Source organism: Calothrix anomala FACHB-343 (assembly GCF_014696435.1).
GTDB classification, from domain to species: domain Bacteria; phylum Cyanobacteriota; class Cyanobacteriia; order Cyanobacteriales; family Nostocaceae; genus Aulosira; species Aulosira anomala_A.
In genome coordinates this window covers 62,042-78,608 of sequence record NZ_JACJQG010000008.1, presented here as the reverse complement: position 1 = coordinate 78,608, position 16,567 = coordinate 62,042, and the positions used below count along the sequence as shown (strand labels likewise).

Sequence of the window (16,567 nt, the reverse complement as noted above, 5' to 3'; positions counted from 1 at the left end):
CATACCCCTAATCTTTCTAAGCACGAATAGAGATTTTTAAGCAATACTGGTACAAGAAGTTTTACACAAAATCCCAAAATGGTAATTAGAGCGAGTGATACCTCTCTATTGGAGTGGACAGGAGATACTTTAGCAATTGGCTTATTTGAAGATGGCGTAGAGTTAACTGGCGAATTGGCGACTTTAGATAGTAAATTTGCCGGGATTTTGAAAGAACTTATTGCCGAAGAAGAATTTAAGGGTAAAGCCAATAGCACTATTTTTACGCGGATAGCTGCTAGTACTCCTGTAAAAAAAGTGATTTTGGTGGGTTTGGGAAAAGCTGACTCACTGAAAGTAGATGGTTTGCGACGCGCAGCTGCGGCTGTTGGGCGAGTAGCGAAGAAGCAAAAAAGTAAAGTTTTAGGTTTTAGTTTTCCATTATGGAACAACGATCCAGCGATAACTGCTCAAGCGATCGCGGAAGGTGTACAATTAGCGCTTTATCAAGATACCCGCTTTAAGTCGGAATCTGAAGAAAATAAATCACAAGTTGAAACAGTAGATTTACTAGGATTTGGCGGACAAGAAGCCGCTATTACCAAAGCAAATCAAATAGTTTCCGGGGTAATTTTAGCTAGAGAATTAGTAGCAGCCCCAGCCAATGAGGTAACACCGATTACAATGGCGGAAACTGCGCAAGCGATCGCCAAAGACCACGGTTTACAACTGCAAATTTTAGAAAAGGAAGATTGTGAAAAGTTAGGTATGGGTGCTTTTCTCGGAGTTGCCCAAGCTTCCGATTTGCCACCAAAATTTATTCACCTAACTTATAAGCCAGAAGGCGCACCCACACGCAAACTAGCAATTATTGGTAAAGGCTTAACCTTCGACTCCGGCGGACTCAACATTAAAGGTGCTGGTAGCGGAATTGAAACTATGAAAATTGATATGGGTGGAGCCGCCGCCACCTTAGGTGCAGCCAAAGCCATTGCCCAATTAAAGCCTGGTGTCGAAGTACACTTTATTTCCGCCGTCACCGAAAACATGATTAGCGGTAAAGCGATGCACCCAGGTGACATCCTTAAAGCTTCCAATGGCAAAACCATTGAAGTCAATAACACCGATGCTGAAGGACGTTTAACCCTTGCTGACGCCTTAGTTTATGCCGATAAATTAGGCGTAGATGCGATCGTGGATTTAGCCACCCTCACTGGTGCCAATGTTATCGCCTTGGGTGATGATATTGCCGGTTTATTTACTCCCGATGATGGTGTAGCTTCCCAGCTAGAAAAAGCCGCAGCCAACACCGGCGAAAAGATTTGGCGGATGCCAATGGAAGAAAAATATTTTGAGGGGCTAAAATCTGGCATCGCCGACATGAAAAATACCGGCCCCCGTCCCGGCGGTGCAATTACAGCTGCTTTATTCCTCAAACAATTCGTTAAAGACACCCCTTGGGCACACTTAGATATTGCTGGCCCAGTATGGTCAGATAAAGAAAACGGCTACAACGGCCCCGGTGCCACCGGTTTCGGTGTCAGAACTCTGGTTGATTGGGTGTTGAGTTAAGGGCATTGGGCATGGGGCATGGGGCATTGGGCATTGGGCATTGGGCAAAGACGCGATGAATCGCGTCTCTACAATTGTCCTCCTTGTCCCCCTCCCCCTGCTCCCTGCCCCCTGCCCCCTTGCCTCCAATCCCCCCACACACCACCAATTCATGTTATGTTGGGCTTGCCAGAAACTCTTACGTAGTAGGCAGAGTAATTTGGCAGTCTAAAGTTCCGATTTTTCGGTACAAGCCATCTGGTAAAATTTGTAAGGTTTCTAAAAGCTCTAAGCAATGGGATCGACTGGCGTAAGGATCGCAATTGACGCAATGGGAGGGGATCATGCACCCGCTGAAATCGTAGCTGGCGCAATACGAGCGCGAGAAGAATTGGGTGTAAAAGTCCTGTTGGTGGGTGATCCCCAACAAATTGAAGCTTCCCTACCGCCAAAAACCAACATGGCGGAGGTAGAGATCGTTCCTGCTGAGGATGCGATCGCAATGGATGAGGAGCCTTTAAACGCGGTTAGGCGCAAACGTAAGGCTTCAATTAATGTGGCGATGGATCTAGTCAAACAACAGCAAGCTGATGCAGTGTTCTCAGCCGGACACTCTGGGGCAGCTATGGCCTCGGCTTTGCTGCGTCTAGGACGATTGCCGGGAATTGACCGCCCCGCAATTGGCACAGTGTTTCCCACAATTAAAGCTGGCAAGCAAGTACTTATACTTGATGTGGGTGCCAATGTAGACTGCCGACCAAAATTTTTAGAGCAGTTTGCTGTGATGGGTTCTGCCTACAGTAAGTATGTGCTGGGTACAGATGAACCACAAGTAGGTTTGTTGAACATCGGCGAAGAAGACACCAAAGGTAATGAAGTAGTTTTGCGCGCCCATCAACTCCTGCGGGAAAATTCCCAAATCTCTTTTAAGGGGAATGCCGAAGGGCGTGATGTGCTTTCAGGCGACTTTGATGTGATTGTCTGTGATGGCTTCGTCGGCAATATTCTGTTGAAATTTGCTGAAGCCGTAGGCGGCGTGATTTTGCAAATTCTCCGAGAAGAATTACCCCAAGGCTTGCACGGTCAAATCGGTACAGCAATTTTAAAACCCAACCTCAAACGAATTAAGCAGCGCATGGATCACGCAGAACATGGCGGTGCTTTGCTCTTAGGCGTGGACGGAGTTTGCTTAATTGGTCACGGTAGCTCACAAGCACCTTCAGTTTTTAATGCAGTTCGCATGGCCAAAGAAGCTGTAGACAATCAAGTGCTACAACGACTTCGGTCTCAATATGAAGCCCTACAGCGTGATAGTGATTAGCAATCAGCCAAAATACAGCAATATAAAGCACAAAAACAGCGATTAGTCAATAGTGAATAACTAACGACTAATGATTACTAATGACTAACAGCTGATAGGTGAGATTTCGGGAGACAAGGAGTGCATAAGTTAGGCATAGCAATTACTGGAAGTGGCTCGGCAGTACCAGAAACTTCCCTAGCAAATGAAGCGCTGACTGAACTGGTGGAAACATCCGACGAATGGATTACCACTAGGACAGGAATTCGCCAAAGAAGAGTAGCATCGCCAACAGAGTCTTTGAGTTTACTGGCAGCTAAAGCTGGTCGTCAAGCGATCGCCCAAGCGGGTATTACTCCAGAAGATGTAGACTTGATTTTATTGGCAACTTCTACCCCTGATGATTTATTTGGCAGTGCTTGTCAAATCCAGGCTGAATTAGGCGCAACCAAAGCCGTAGCTTTTGACTTAACTGCTGCCTGTTCTGGCTTTGTATTTGGACTAGTAACGGCTGCCCAATACATTAGAACTGGCGTATATCAAAATGTACTTTTGATCGGGGCAGACATCCTCTCTCGCTGGGTAGATTGGCAAGACCGCCGCACCTGTGTATTGTTCGGTGATGGTGCAGGGGCAGTAATATTGCAAGCCAATGAGAGCGATCGCTTGCTAGGATTTACACTCAAAAGTGATGGCAGCCAAAACCACTACCTGAATCTCGCCTATCAAGCTGCTGCTAAAGAATTGATTCCTGGCGTCAACATCAGCCAAGGTAAATATCATCCTATTACGATGAACGGCAAAGAAGTTTATCGCTTCGCCGTGCAAAAGGTGCCAGAAGTCATCGATAAAACCTTATTTCAGGCTAACCTCACCATCGACCAAATAGATTGGCTAGTCTTACACCAAGCCAACCAACGGATTTTGGATGCGGTTGCTCAACGCCTCAATATTCCCAACGATAAAGTAATTAGTAATCTCGCCAATTATGGCAACACCTCCGCCGCCTCCATCCCCATCGCCTTAGACGAAGCCGTGCGGCAAGGTAAAATCAAACCCAATGACACAATAGCTGTATCCGGCTTTGGCGCTGGACTCACATGGGGTGCAGCAATATTCCAGTGGGGAAGATAAAGCTTAGTCAAGAGTCCATAGTCCATAGTCAAATGACTGTTGACTGTTGACTGTTGACTGTTGACTGTTGACCAATGACAATTGACCAATGACTAAAACTGCATGGGTGTTTCCCGGACAAGGTTCCCAAGCTATAGGAATGGGAATAGATTTATTAGATATACCTTTGGCGAAAGAGAGATTTGCCGAAGCTGAGACTATCTTAGGCTGGTCTGTCATCGAAAAGTGCCAAAGTGAAGTAGAAGAGTTATCGCGTACTCTCTACACTCAGCCTTGTCTCTATGTAGTAGAAACCATTCTTGCTGACTTAACTAGGGAACGGGGACAACAACCAGATTTAGTCGCCGGTCACAGTTTAGGCGAATACATAGCCCTTTATGTTGCAGGTGTATTTGGTTGGGCTGAAGGCTTACGCCTAGTCAAGCGTCGCGCTGAACTCATGGATAGCGTTTCTGGGGGAATGATGGCGGCGCTGATGAACTTTGATCGCGAACAGTTGGATACAGCGATCGCCGCCACACCTGATGCAGTCCTAGCCAATGATAACAGCCCCGCCCAAGTCGTCATTTCTGGCACTCCAGACGCCGTACAAAAGGTAATGTCTGAAGTTAAAGCCAAACGCGCCATCCCGTTAAAAGTTTCCGGTGCATTCCACTCCCCCTTAATGCAAGCAGCTTCGCAAGAATTCCAAGAAATTCTTGCATCTGTGGAATTCCAACCTGCTAACGTCCCCGTAGTTTCCAACGTCGAACCCGCACCCAGCATTGAGCCAGAAAATTTAAAACAGCGCCTCATCAATCAAATGACAGGTTCAGTCAGATGGCGAGAAATTTCCTTACTACTTCCCACCATTGGTATTGAGAAAGTAGTAGAAATCGGCCCTGGTAACGTGCTAACTGGTTTAATTAAACGTACCACCTCTGATTTAAGCTTAGAAAATATTCGTAACGCCTCTGAGTTGCCTAGTTAGGGGCTAGGGACTAGGGAAGGGCGACAAGGGGGACAAGGGGGACAAGGGGGAGATTGACCATTGACCATTGACCATTGACCATTGACTATTGACTATTGACTATTGACCAATGACCAAAAGCCGAGAACCATTAATTAGTTTGGCACTGTATCACGCTTTTAAGTGGTCAGTGGTCAGCCCTATGCTACATACTTACTTTCGCGTCCGGATTGAGGGTGCGGAAAATGTACCGCAATCCGGGCCTTTATTGGTGATAAGTAATCATGCTAGCTACTTTGACCCGCCAATTGTCTCTAACTGCGTGCTGCGTCCTGTGGCGTACATGGCGAAAGAGGAGTTATTTAAAGTACCTGTTTTGGCGCAAGCAATTAAATTATATGGTGCGTACCCTGTCAGCCGGGGTTCAGCCGATCGCACTGCTATTCGTTCTGCTTTAGAATGTATTGAAAATGGTTGGGCTGTCGGTGTTTTCTTGGAAGGTACCCGCACCCCAGATGGTCGAATTACAGACCCCAAAAGAGGTGCAGCTTTGTTAGCCGCGAAGGCGAAAGCACCGATTTTACCAGTTAGTTTATGGGGTACGGAGAAAATTTTACAAAAAGGCTCGTCAATACCCCAAGCAGTTCCCATCACTGTGAGAATTGGTAAGGTAATTGATGCACCTACTTCCACAAATAAAGAGGAATTACAAGCGCTGACGCAAAAATGCGCCGATGTAATTAACCAGATGCATGATTTAGGAAGATAAGCTAGAAAACCAGAAAAATCTGCTCAAAGGAGGTAGCGATCGCTCTTAGGTTTCTGTAGGTTTAAATACAATGCCTTTTTTGAATTCCTTATGAGCGCCTTTGAAGCTAAGACTTTTTGGGAACGATTACATAATTTAGCGTTAGTCCGTTTTTTGCTGTTAGTAGCTTCTGGCTGGGCAAGCATCCTACTTTTAGAATACTTTCAAGGGGTGATTGTAATTTTTACCTTCGCCGCCATTTTAGCTTTTTTACTTAGCTATCCCGTACAATGGCTGCGGCGGTTTTTACCCCACGGTATCGCTGTTTTTTTGGTTTTCCTCCTTAGCATTGTGATTATTGGCGGAATAGCAATTACATTAGGTTTAGCTGTTTTATCCCAAGGTCAACAATTAGTAGATAGTATTACTACTTTTTTAAATTCTTTAGCTCCTTTCATAGAGCGATTAGAAACATTTTTACGCAACCGCAACTTGCAAATAGATTTAGACTTTATTCAAGAGCAATTACGTAATCAAGCTGTTAATAGCTTAGTTAATAGTTTAACTATTTTACAACAGTTTTTAACTAATTTTGTCACTTTTATATTAATTGCTGTAATTGCCTTCTTTATGCTGTTAGATGGCGAGAAAATTTGGCAATTAATATTAAAAATTGTGCCCAGACAGCGCCGCACTAGATTTAATAAAGTTATCCAACGCAGCTTTTTAGGATTCTTTCGCGGTCAATTGCTATTAACTTTATTTTTAACCAGTGCGACTTTATTAGTATTTTTACTTTTAAACGTGCCTTTCGCCTTACTATTATCAGTAATTGTGGGTCTATTAGATGTTATACCTGGTATCGGCGCAACATTAGGAGTTAGTACTATCACCTTAATTGTATTATCTCAAAATGTTTGGCTAGCTGTAAAAGTATTTATTGCTTGCATTATTCTTCAGCAAATTCAAGATAACTTAATTGCGCCGCGAATTATGCAAGGTGCGCTGAATCTAAACCCGATAGTAGTATTTTTTGCATTGCTAGTAGGTGCGAGAGTAGCAGGTTTGCTAGGAGTTTTTATATCTATTCCTATAGCTGGTGTAATTGTCTCTCTATTTGAAATTGAGGAAATGCAAGCAGAGAGTTAGTAATGTTCATGCAAAATTATCAATCACCCCGGATTTATCCGTGGTTTTGAAATAATGATGCTTCGCTTTTTATACCCAAATTAATTATTTTTGAATTTTGAATTTTGAATTTTGAATTGGAGCGAAGCGACAGTCATTTGTTTTTGGTGTTTACAAAAATGTACAATTAAATTGAGGCTGATAAAAAGATGAGGATTTATGCCAGACTTAAGAGCAGATTTGACAGAGAATTTAGATGAGGCAGAATGGGAATGGCTAATTCCTCATGTCAAAAGAGATGCAGTAATTGTAGTAGCACAAGGGTTAGACTTGTTAGATGTGGGAGTTGCGATCGCAAGCGATAATATTCCCCAAGTACAAATATGGATTGATGAGCAATTAATTACTAAACCTTCGACAGAACAGTTAGGAGAATGGAATAGTAATCCCCAAAAACGGTTTCAAACGCTGATTGTTCAGCCATACGTAATAGTACAGGAAATGGTAAATAGTTAATCTAAAAAATGGTAGGGTGTGTTATGCCGCAGGCTAACGCACCTTCAATTTTTATATATCTTATCAATGCAAATATAACTTTAACACAATCAATATATTTACACGGTGCGTTACGCTGAAGCGATAACGCACCCTACAATTTAAGGTTGATTTTAAAAATAATTTCTAGCTAAACTAAAGCTTTTAATAAAGCCTGAAGTTTCAATTGTACCTCTGCAAATTCTTTTTCTGGGTCGGAACCGGCAACGATACCAGCACCAGCATACAACCTAGCGCGATCGCCATCTATTAGCGCTGAACGAATACCCACAATAAACTCGCAGTTACCGTGAGAGTCTACCCAGCCTAAAGGCGCAGCATATAAACCTCTCTCAAAGTTTTCGTAACGGCGGATTTCTGCGCAAGCAATATCCCGCGCTGCGCCAGCTACAGCCGGTGTAGGATGCAATTGTCCGACAATCTTGAGAGGATGGACATTAGGTGGAACTATGGCGCTAATGGGTGTCCATAAATGTTGAATGTTGGTTAACTGTCGTAAACGTGGCGGTAATACCTGGGGTAATAAGCCGATGTGCGAGAGGCGCTGAGTAATATAATCAATTACTAGGGAATGTTCGTGTTTTTCCTTTTCGCTATTAATTAAACTATTGGCGTTTGCTGCATCTTCCGCAGGTGTTTTACCTCTGGGTGCGGAACCTGCTAAAGCGTCAGTAATTAACTGCTGTTGACGAATGCTAATTAAACGTTCGGGACTAGCGCCAATAAAGTTTTGTCCTTTACCATTACTTGTAGAAAAAATATAGCAATTTGGATGGATTTCTCGGAGATTATTTAAAGATTTAAATAGATTAAAATGATTGCTAGATTTGACATCTAAAACATCTGCTAACACAACTTTAGTTAAATGTTTAGCATGAATTTTATTTAAAGCAGATGAGACAGAATTTTTAAAATGATCGGCGTTGGTAACAGAGGTTTTTTGATAATTTCCGGGAAAATTATCAATTTTAGGCGAGTGATATTTTAAAGAACTGATGATTTCGATTTTATTAAATAGAGTTTGGATTAATTTAGAAATATTAACGCTGGCATTCATCACTGAATTCATTACCAATATACAAGATTGATTTTTGACAGAAATTTGCCAACGGGGGAGAAAAATGGTTGCCGATGAAAAGGGATAATCTGCTTGAAAATTTTGATTAAAAAAGCTGAAGTAACAGAAAAAATGCGGCCCTGAAAAAGGTTTGTTATTATTTCCAAAGCTAATAATATTTTTGAGAGAATTTTTGATAAAATATTCGGCTTTACTGAAGCGATCGCTGCCATCAATATGTAAGTCGGCTACAGAATCAATCGCGGCGATCGCTTCTCCTTTACCCTTATTTTCAAAATAAAAATTTATCTCATTCACTTGAGAAATTGTATCCAAGATCACTAAAGGATCGACCAAGTCAATTTCTAGAGAGATACTGACGATTTGCCTACTATTATTTGTCAGGCAATTTTGCTGCACTCCTTCCAGAAATTGGTAGAGGCCTTTGCGATCTACAAAGAGGTTGTGACGACATGGTGAAACTGTCATGGATCTAGTAATAGTAAATTTTTTTTAAGTTATCTTCCTAAAGTGCAATTAAACATGGTCATGTATTCTTACAGGTAACATATTAAGTCGCCATTTCACCAGAGTATGGTTTGCCTTGTTTTCGGTGTTGCAAGACCACGACAAGCCATGCTCAGTTTTATGCTGCAATTTGAGAATATGCTGCGAGTAAAAACCCAAATTTTTTGCAAATTAGCAATATTTGGTGTCTCACAAAATAATAAAATCTAAAGATGTATAAGCTTATGGCAATTTAGTTAACCACGGCTGATGACTACAAAGCAGATTTTATATCCCAAAGGCAAGTTATGGATGGCGGCGATTAAACCGCCAATGTATAGCGTTGCCATTATGCCTATTTGGGTAGGAACAACCGTAGCATTTGCAGAAACAAAAATTTTTAATGGGGCAATATTTTCTACTTTTATTGCGGCGGCAATTTTAATTTTAGCCTGGGAAAATATCAGTAATGATGTTTTTGATTCGGAAACGGGTATAGATAAAAATAAACACCATTCATTGGTAAATTTAACAGGGAAAAAATTAGCAGTATTTTGGTTAGGAAATCTGTGCTTAATTTTAGGTTTGCTGGGCATTCTAGCGATCGCAATTTGGCAACAAGACCTAACTGTAATTTGGTTAATTCTGCTTTGCTGTGGTTTGGGCTATATGTACCAAGGGCCTCCCTTTCGTTTAGGATACCAGGGTTTAGGTGAAATTCTCTGTTTTTTTGCCTTTGGGCCCTTGGCAGTGAGTGCAGCCTACTACAGCCAAACCCAAACTTGGTCAACAACCAGCTTACTAGCTTCGGTCATAGTTGGCATTGTTACTAGTTTAATTTTGTTTTGCTCCCACTTTCACCAAGTTAACGATGACATAGCCGCCGGAAAGCGATCGCCTATTGTCCGCTTAGGAACTGATAAAGGTTCGCAACTCCTGACTTGGTTTACCGCCAGTATTTACCCCCTCAGCTTGATTTTGGTATTGTGGGGAGTTTTTCCAGCTTGGACATTGTTAAGTTGGCTAAGTTTACCCTCAGCCTTTAAGTTATGTCGCCACGTGCAGCAAAATCACAACCAACCAGACAAGGTAAGCAATTGTAAATTTATCGCCGTCGCCGTTCATTTTTGGAGTTGTTTGCTATTGGGCGTCGGGTTTGTGTTGTAGAGGCTAGGTGTGAAGGGAGACAAATGAAAATTGTACAGACGCGATTAATCGCGTCTCCATTAGCTATTGATAATGTGACTTACAAATTTGAATTTAGGCCGCTCGCGCGGAAGTTTTTGCGATCGCTTACCACGAGTCATGGTAACTGGGATATCCGCGAAAGCATTATTATTCGGCTGATTGATGATGCAGCTAGGATGGGATTCGGTGAAATTGCGCCTATTAGCTGGTTTGGTTCGGAAACTCTCACACAAGCTTTAGATTTTTGTCACCAATTACCCCAAGAAATTACAGCCAAGGAAATTTTCACCATTCCCGATGATTTACCCGCCTGTCAATTTGGTTTTGAGTCAGCATTGGAAGAATTGGCGACAAAGGGTAATAATCAATGCCCAATGCCCCATGCCCAATGCCCCATGCCCAATGCCCCATGCCCCATGCCCCATTACAGCGCCCTACTTCCCGCTAAACAAGGGGCATTAAATGCATGGCAGAATCTTTGGGAGGAAGGATATCGCACGTTTAAATGGAAAATTGGCGTTGATGCGATCGCGCAAGAACTGGCAATTTTTGATTTACTAATTCGCAGCTTACCAGATACCGCAAAACTACGATTAGATGCGAATGGTGGGTTGAATTATTCAGAAGCCCAGTTATGGCTGGAAAATTGCGATAAATTTAGCGAAAAGATGGAATTTATTGAACAACCGCTAGCTGTGGCGGAATTTGCAGGGATGTTGCAGCTGAGTCAAATGTATAAAACTGCGATCGCTTTAGATGAATCTGTCGCCACCATCGCCCAGCTTAAAGCTGCTTATCAGCAAGGTTGGCGAGGGATTTTTGTCATTAAACCTGCGATCGCGGGTTCACCATCCAAATTAAGACAGTTTTGCCGACAATATAACATTGATGCGGTGTTTTCATCAGTATTTGAAACTGCGATCGGTAGAAAAGCCGCACTCCAGCTAGCAGCAGAATTATCTCAGCATAACCGGGCATTGGGTTTTGGTACTAACCACTGGTTTGAACAACAAGAAGATACTTGGCTTGAAAGTTTATGGTAAACCCTTTAAACGATTTGAGAAATTTAGGCTTGCGTGATTGGCTAATTGGTGGCGATAGTCTGCAATTACAGCAATTAGCAGAAGAATTTTATTTAGAACTCATCAATTTTTGTGCATCAGGTACAACACCAAAAATTATTTTAGCGGAACGCCAACCAGAGAAATTTTTAGCAGGTTTTATCGCAGCTTGTAGTGCTAATTGTCCTGTATTTCTCTGTAACCCTGATTGGGGAACACAGGAATGGGAACAAGTTTTTGATATAGTTCAACCTGATATTATTTGGGCAACTGAAGTGATAAATATATCCCCAAAAATTTATCAGCCTCAATCTAAAATCCCCAATTGGATTATGATTCCCACAGGTGGCTCATCAGGAAAGATTAAGTTCGCCATTCATACTTGGGATACTCTTGTCGCTTCTGTTCAAGGATTTAAACAGTATTTTAATTTAAATTATATTAACTCTTTTTGTGTACTACCGCTTTATCATGTAAGTGGTTTAATGCAGTTTATGCGTTCTTTTACTACTGGCGGTAAACTAGCTATTTTACCATTTAAATCATTAGAATCCGGTCATATATATAATATAGATATATCAGATTTTTTCCTATCTTTAGTGCCAACCCAATTACAGCGACTACTACAAAACCCTAATTTAACTAATTGGTTATCGCAATTTCAAACTGTAATGCTAGGCGGTGCGCCAGCATGGGATGAATTATTAGAAAAAGCTCGATTTCATCATATTAGATTAGCACCAACCTATGGGATGACAGAAACCGCCTCACAAATTGCTACCTTGAAACCTGATGATTTTCTTGGTGGTAAAGTTAATTCTGGTCAGATTCTGCCTCATGCTCAAGTAATAATTCGCAACCAAAATGGCGAGATTTTAGATAACAATCAACTAGGTAATATCACTATTCAGGCTAAATCTTTAGCCCTTGGTTACTATCCAAATCTCTGGGATAATCGGCAGAATTTCTCAGTTGATGATATTGGATTTTTAGATGAACAAGGTTATTTAAATATTATCGGGCGGAATAGTGACAAAATAATTAGCGGCGGTGAAAATATATATCCCTGTGAAGTGGAATCGGTTATTAGAACTACCCAAATGGTTAATGATATTTGTGTAATTGGTGTACCAGATAATCATTGGGGACAAGCGTTAACAGCAATTTATGTACCTAAAGAAGCTTATACTGCATTACACATTAAAACAGCGATTCAAGATAAACTCTGCAAATTTAAGATACCAAAACACTGGATTTCTGTACCTGAATTACCTCGCAATTCTCAAGGTAAAATTAACCGCCAGCAACTACATCAAATAGCAGGCGCAGCGCCAAGTACCGTTAAAATTTAAAGGTGCGTTAGCCTCCGGCATAACACACCCTACAAATTACAAATTTCACTACTATAACAATCCTAAATCATTTTTGAAATTTACCAATTCTCATTTTTTTCTCTTATCCTTGGCGTACTTGGCGTCTTCTCTGCGAGACGCTGCGCGTTGGCGGAAGCCTCTCGCAGAGAAGGCGGTTCATTAAAAAAATATTCTCACAACTCAGCTGCGTAGGTTGGGTTGAACGAAGTGAAACCCAACAAACCCCTGGAAATGTTGGGTTTCGTTCCTCAACCCAACCTACAATTATCTTTAACTAAACCGTATTGTAATACTCCCTACAAAATAATTACGAATTACGAATTACGAATTACGAATTACATCGTTTCTCTAGCCTTTCTTCTCTCTGCTTCCTCTGCGTCTCTGCGGTTCATTTCCAACCAATTAATTATTTCACTAGGCAATTCCTGCTTACTTCTACTACTCACATCAATACAAACATGACGAGTAATCGCCTTAGCCACTAACACATCAGCCAAAGAAATTTCATAAGCGATTTCAAACTTTTCACCGCTTAATTTTTGTGGCATTAAATTAACTAACAACTTATCACCACAAAATATAGGACGCAAAAAATCCACATTAGCATGAACAATGGGAAAAGCCATAGCAGGGTTGCTAAAAAAAGCTTTTAAATCAATACCTGCTGCTTCTAAAGATTCTTCGTAAGCTTCATGACAAATCCCTAAAATATTCGTAAAATACACTACTCCAGCAGCATCGGTATCTTGAAAGCGAACGCTACGGTTATAAGTGAATGGCATATTTATTGATGCAAAAATTTCAGCATAAAAATAGCAGGCGATCGCCTGCTTTAAATCATCTTACCGTAACTCAGTATTTTGTAGCCCAAACACAACAATTAATGTAACGGAGAGTAAATATCTTCAGAACGAGGATTGAGGTAAGGACGCTGTACATCTACTAAATGTCTGTTAAAGTGACGGTTAATGGCGTACATCCGTTCGTCTAAAGCATTCTTACCATTTTGCCAAGCTTCGAGTAAACCATTGGCAACAATTTGACAACGATTCATGCCAAAACTTTCTTGTGCAGCAAACTTTTTAATTGGTTCTTCAGCTAAACCCAATCCTGGGGCTAAATATTTGGTAAATAAGGGAATTTCGGGGTTAAAATGCGATTCATGTTCTGTATAAACAGTTTGCAAAACTTCACGAATCGCTGAATAGTTGTGAGGTTCAAAATAAAGTATCCCAGAATCGTAGCGTTCGTATGCCGAGGGATTGTAGGGAACTTGGAAACTAAAGGGAATACCAGCTTCGTTGAGTTCCATTGTCAGACTATCCATAAGCGCGATCGCACCAAATGGTGTGATATTAAAATAGATTCGTCCTGTACCTAAATCTGCATCTGGATTATCTTGTTTTAGTTGTCCAAAATTGCTGACTGCTAAATAACAGCCGTTTTGAATGCGATTTTTTGGCATCCATATTGCTACTACATCACCAGGTTTAGCTTTGCGAGATTGGGGTTTAAGATGACAATCTGGCTCAATATATAAAGTTAAACCACCTTTAATTACAGCAATACTACCATCAGGTTCTTGACGCAATACTTCCCAATTCGGATCAAAATAACCAGTACCGTGATTGCAATTGTGTAGGCGTTCGTAAAATTCCCCATCAATTCCTAAAGCGGAACTATTTTCTAAATTTTGGTGTGGTAAATTCTGTGTCGCATCACCATTAACTGCCAAAATATTTTGCAGATATCCGTTGTAATAGATACCATACAGAAAATTCCGCAATAACAAAGTTAAATACTTGTGCTGCAAATCTGGCGAATTTTGCTGAAATCTGTCTGCTACTTTCGCTGGTAAAGCAAAAGGCTGATAATTTGGGTGATGAATCGAAAAATTCGATTCAATTTGAATATTGCTAGCAATATCAAACAGCGAAGTCAGTGGTTGATCGACAGAAGAATATACCATTGAATTAAAACCTCAAAATTCAGAAGGGGGAATGTTTACCAATTCGTAATTCGTAATTTGTAATTCGTCATGCAGAATTGGTATGCAACAACCAACATATAGTCAATAGCGGACTTCCCTGATACCAACGTCAAGTAATAGAATATTCTGTGTGAGGAAATAGAATAAAAACTTCAAATGCAAAAGTTAATATTTTGCATGTTATATAGTTCGGCTAATATAGCTTAACAACCACGTAGGCGGGTTTTTTCGTAATAAAGGCGAACTAATTGCTTCTCGCGTTCTGGCTGCGTAACTTTCTCGACTTTCACCACAGGTGGCAATATTTCTGCTGCGGAAATTCCGAAAACAGTTAGCACGCCTTTTTCTGGCATAGTCAATAAATTTTTGGCAACTTGCAACACATAAATGTCGCTATCATCAAAGTCTTTACGACATTTAATTTTATCTTGAATTTGATGAATTAAGGCTAATCCAGCAAATTGGACTACGCGCAAAATAAAATCGCGACGGTATTCTAAAATCATCGGGAAAGCATCAAGATAACTCCTGATTAAAGCCAGAATTGAAGGTTGCAATATCTCCAACGGTATTACCGCCAGATGCAGCGATTCTTCTAATGTTAAAGAGGAATCTACTACCAAACTTGAAAGCCAAATTTGTAAATAGCTGGCGATGATACTACCTAAATCAAAGGCGGGATCTCCCCATGAGCAAGCTTCCCAATCAATTAATCTTACCAAGCAATTATCAAGCTGCTGCCAGCGCGAATGCACCAAAATATTGGTTAAGTTCAAATCGTTATGAGTGAGACAGCAAGGATTCCATTCATAGGCTAAGTCTGCAATTGCCGATTCTAAGCTTTCGTAACGCTGACATAGAGTATAAAACTTTAAGGCGGCGCTGGGAATTCTGCCAAAAATCTCCGGTGTAATCGATTCGATACCTTGGGCGGGATTATAGAAATGATAGCGAAATTGTCCTTGGGGTGCAGTCGCCATAAAATCGCGATACTCTCGGCGGTTGAAAGTCGCACGATGTAGCGCTGCTAATGTCGTACCAATAGCTTGAGCAATTTCTTGGGGAAAAATATCGCTTTTATGATAAAAATCCCCTAGTTCTTGATAATCGCTTAAGTAGTTGCGGACAAGGATGGAATTATCCTCATCAAAATGTACTACTAAAGATGCGATCGCAGAAATATTACCAATCACCGGAAACTGTTGTAGCAATTGGTGAAACAACCACTCATTGAAAAACTCATGAGGTGTTTCTGCTGGATTTTGCTGACGTTCTTGTTTAACTAGTAGTTTGCTATTACCTACCCGATTAACTAATAAATTGAAATTTTTACTACCATCTGGTAACTCAGATTCATTTGCTGTTCCATCTTCTGAGCTACACAGCCCTGCATCTTGCAGATACTGGATAACGTTTTGAGAAGACAGTGTTAATACCATGTATGATGATTTCCTGCTAAGTAAAATTGCTGACAAATTCACCTATTTTAGGATGAACCTAGCTCTAGGAGTTTTCGGTAGATAGCAACTATGTGTATGAATATCAATAACTATTCGTACAATCTATTAATATCCGATATCTCCTAGCAAAACCTGCCAAAATGCCGATATATCCTTTACTGTTCCTTTACAAACTCACGGCAAAAATCGACCAATCTTTACATTTTTTGGTCTATTTACTTAGGTATATATAAATAATTGCGGTTGTGTATTTTGTGCCAGCGCTATTTTTAGCGGCTCAAAATCTGTCAATCAAATTTATGATTTTATTCATACCGCAATTTTTTGCTTACCGAGTTCGTACTAGCTCAGTTCGTGGTGTTAAACCCTGGTGTAATTGCTAACTATGTCAGTAGTTTGTTAGAGACACGATTAATCGCGTCTGTTGTTTGGGAATCTAATTCAGTAGCAAGGCTAAAAGCGCACAATAAATTTACATGAAATCTTGTCGTTTCTGCCTGCTACCATGTTGTTAGCAATGAAAAACTATTAACTGTGCAATAAGTAACTAAGAAAAGTCTATTAGTTCTTAAAGTTATTCGATGCTA

At 40.9% G+C, this 16,567-nt stretch carries 14 protein-coding genes; 10 read left to right on the top strand and 4 right to left on the bottom strand.

Annotated features, from left to right (window positions below; all coding sequences use genetic code 11):
* Positions 1-78: 78 nt before the first annotated feature.
* From H6G08_RS06135 to H6G08_RS06105, 7 genes are all read left to right on the top strand, one after another.
* Positions 79-1,551, top strand: a complete 1,473-nt coding sequence (locus H6G08_RS06135) for a leucyl aminopeptidase (RefSeq protein ID WP_190539669.1) — start codon at positions 79-81, stop codon at positions 1,549-1,551.
* A 274-nt stretch (positions 1,552-1,825) separates the two neighbouring features.
* Positions 1,826-2,851, top strand: coding sequence for a phosphate acyltransferase PlsX (gene plsX / locus H6G08_RS06130; RefSeq protein ID WP_190539667.1), 1,026 nt, complete (start codon positions 1,826-1,828; stop codon positions 2,849-2,851).
* Between the two features lie 120 nt (positions 2,852-2,971).
* Positions 2,972-3,964 carry a beta-ketoacyl-ACP synthase III gene (locus tag H6G08_RS06125; RefSeq protein WP_190539665.1) on the top strand — a complete coding sequence of 331 codons (993 nt, stop codon included), beginning with the start codon at positions 2,972-2,974 and terminating at the stop codon, positions 3,962-3,964.
* Between the two features lie 88 nt (positions 3,965-4,052).
* Positions 4,053-4,934, top strand: a complete 882-nt coding sequence (gene fabD, locus H6G08_RS06120; protein ID WP_190539663.1) for an ACP S-malonyltransferase — start codon at positions 4,053-4,055, stop codon at positions 4,932-4,934.
* A 109-nt stretch (positions 4,935-5,043) separates the two neighbouring features.
* Positions 5,044-5,682 (top strand): lysophospholipid acyltransferase family protein, encoded by a 639-nt coding sequence (locus tag H6G08_RS06115; protein ID WP_190539661.1) that lies wholly within the window; start codon positions 5,044-5,046, stop codon positions 5,680-5,682.
* 90 nt (positions 5,683-5,772) lie between these two features.
* Positions 5,773-6,810 (top strand): AI-2E family transporter, encoded by a 1,038-nt coding sequence (locus H6G08_RS06110; protein ID WP_190539659.1) that lies wholly within the window; start codon positions 5,773-5,775, stop codon positions 6,808-6,810.
* Positions 6,811-7,008: 198 nt separating this feature from the next.
* Positions 7,009-7,305: a DUF2288 domain-containing protein gene (locus H6G08_RS06105; RefSeq protein ID WP_190539657.1), complete on the top strand. Its 297-nt coding sequence runs from the start codon at positions 7,009-7,011 to the stop codon at positions 7,303-7,305.
* A 169-nt stretch (positions 7,306-7,474) separates the two neighbouring features.
* On the opposite strand, the gene H6G08_RS06100 is transcribed toward H6G08_RS06105, so the two are convergent.
* The gene (locus tag H6G08_RS06100) at positions 7,475-8,890 is read right to left on the bottom strand and encodes an isochorismate synthase (RefSeq protein ID WP_190539654.1); all 1,416 of its coding nucleotides are present in this window, start codon (positions 8,888-8,890) and stop codon (positions 7,475-7,477) included.
* 288 nt (positions 8,891-9,178) lie between these two features.
* On the opposite strand from H6G08_RS06100, the gene menA reads away from it, so the two are divergent.
* The 3 genes from menA to H6G08_RS06085 are packed head-to-tail and all read left to right on the top strand — an operon-like array spanning position 9,179 to position 12,509.
* Positions 9,179-10,075, top strand: a complete 897-nt coding sequence (gene menA / locus H6G08_RS06095) for a 2-carboxy-1,4-naphthoquinone phytyltransferase (protein WP_190539653.1) — start codon at positions 9,179-9,181, stop codon at positions 10,073-10,075.
* Between the two features lie 23 nt (positions 10,076-10,098).
* The gene (locus H6G08_RS06090) at positions 10,099-11,139 is read left to right on the top strand and encodes an o-succinylbenzoate synthase (protein WP_199322392.1); all 1,041 of its coding nucleotides are present in this window, start codon (positions 10,099-10,101) and stop codon (positions 11,137-11,139) included.
* Positions 11,133-12,509 (top strand): 2-succinylbenzoate--CoA ligase, encoded by a 1,377-nt coding sequence (locus tag H6G08_RS06085; protein ID WP_190539651.1) that lies wholly within the window; start codon positions 11,133-11,135, stop codon positions 12,507-12,509. The genes H6G08_RS06090 and H6G08_RS06085 overlap by 7 nt, the downstream gene beginning before the upstream one ends.
* Before the next feature lie 356 nt (positions 12,510-12,865).
* On the opposite strand, the gene H6G08_RS06080 is transcribed toward H6G08_RS06085, so the two are convergent.
* The 3 genes from H6G08_RS06080 to H6G08_RS06070 all read right to left on the bottom strand — a co-directional run bounded on the left by H6G08_RS06080 (position 12,866) and on the right by H6G08_RS06070 (position 15,959).
* Positions 12,866-13,312 (bottom strand): acyl-CoA thioesterase, encoded by a 447-nt coding sequence (locus H6G08_RS06080; RefSeq protein WP_190539649.1) that lies wholly within the window; start codon positions 13,310-13,312, stop codon positions 12,866-12,868.
* 98 nt (positions 13,313-13,410) lie between these two features.
* The gene (locus tag H6G08_RS06075) at positions 13,411-14,499 is read right to left on the bottom strand and encodes a T3SS effector HopA1 family protein (protein WP_190539647.1); all 1,089 of its coding nucleotides are present in this window, start codon (positions 14,497-14,499) and stop codon (positions 13,411-13,413) included.
* 224 nt (positions 14,500-14,723) lie between these two features.
* On the bottom strand, positions 14,724-15,959 hold the full coding sequence (locus tag H6G08_RS06070; RefSeq protein ID WP_190539645.1) for a phosphotransferase: 1,236 nt from the start codon (positions 15,957-15,959) through the stop codon (positions 14,724-14,726).
* Positions 15,960-16,567 lie beyond the last annotated feature (608 nt).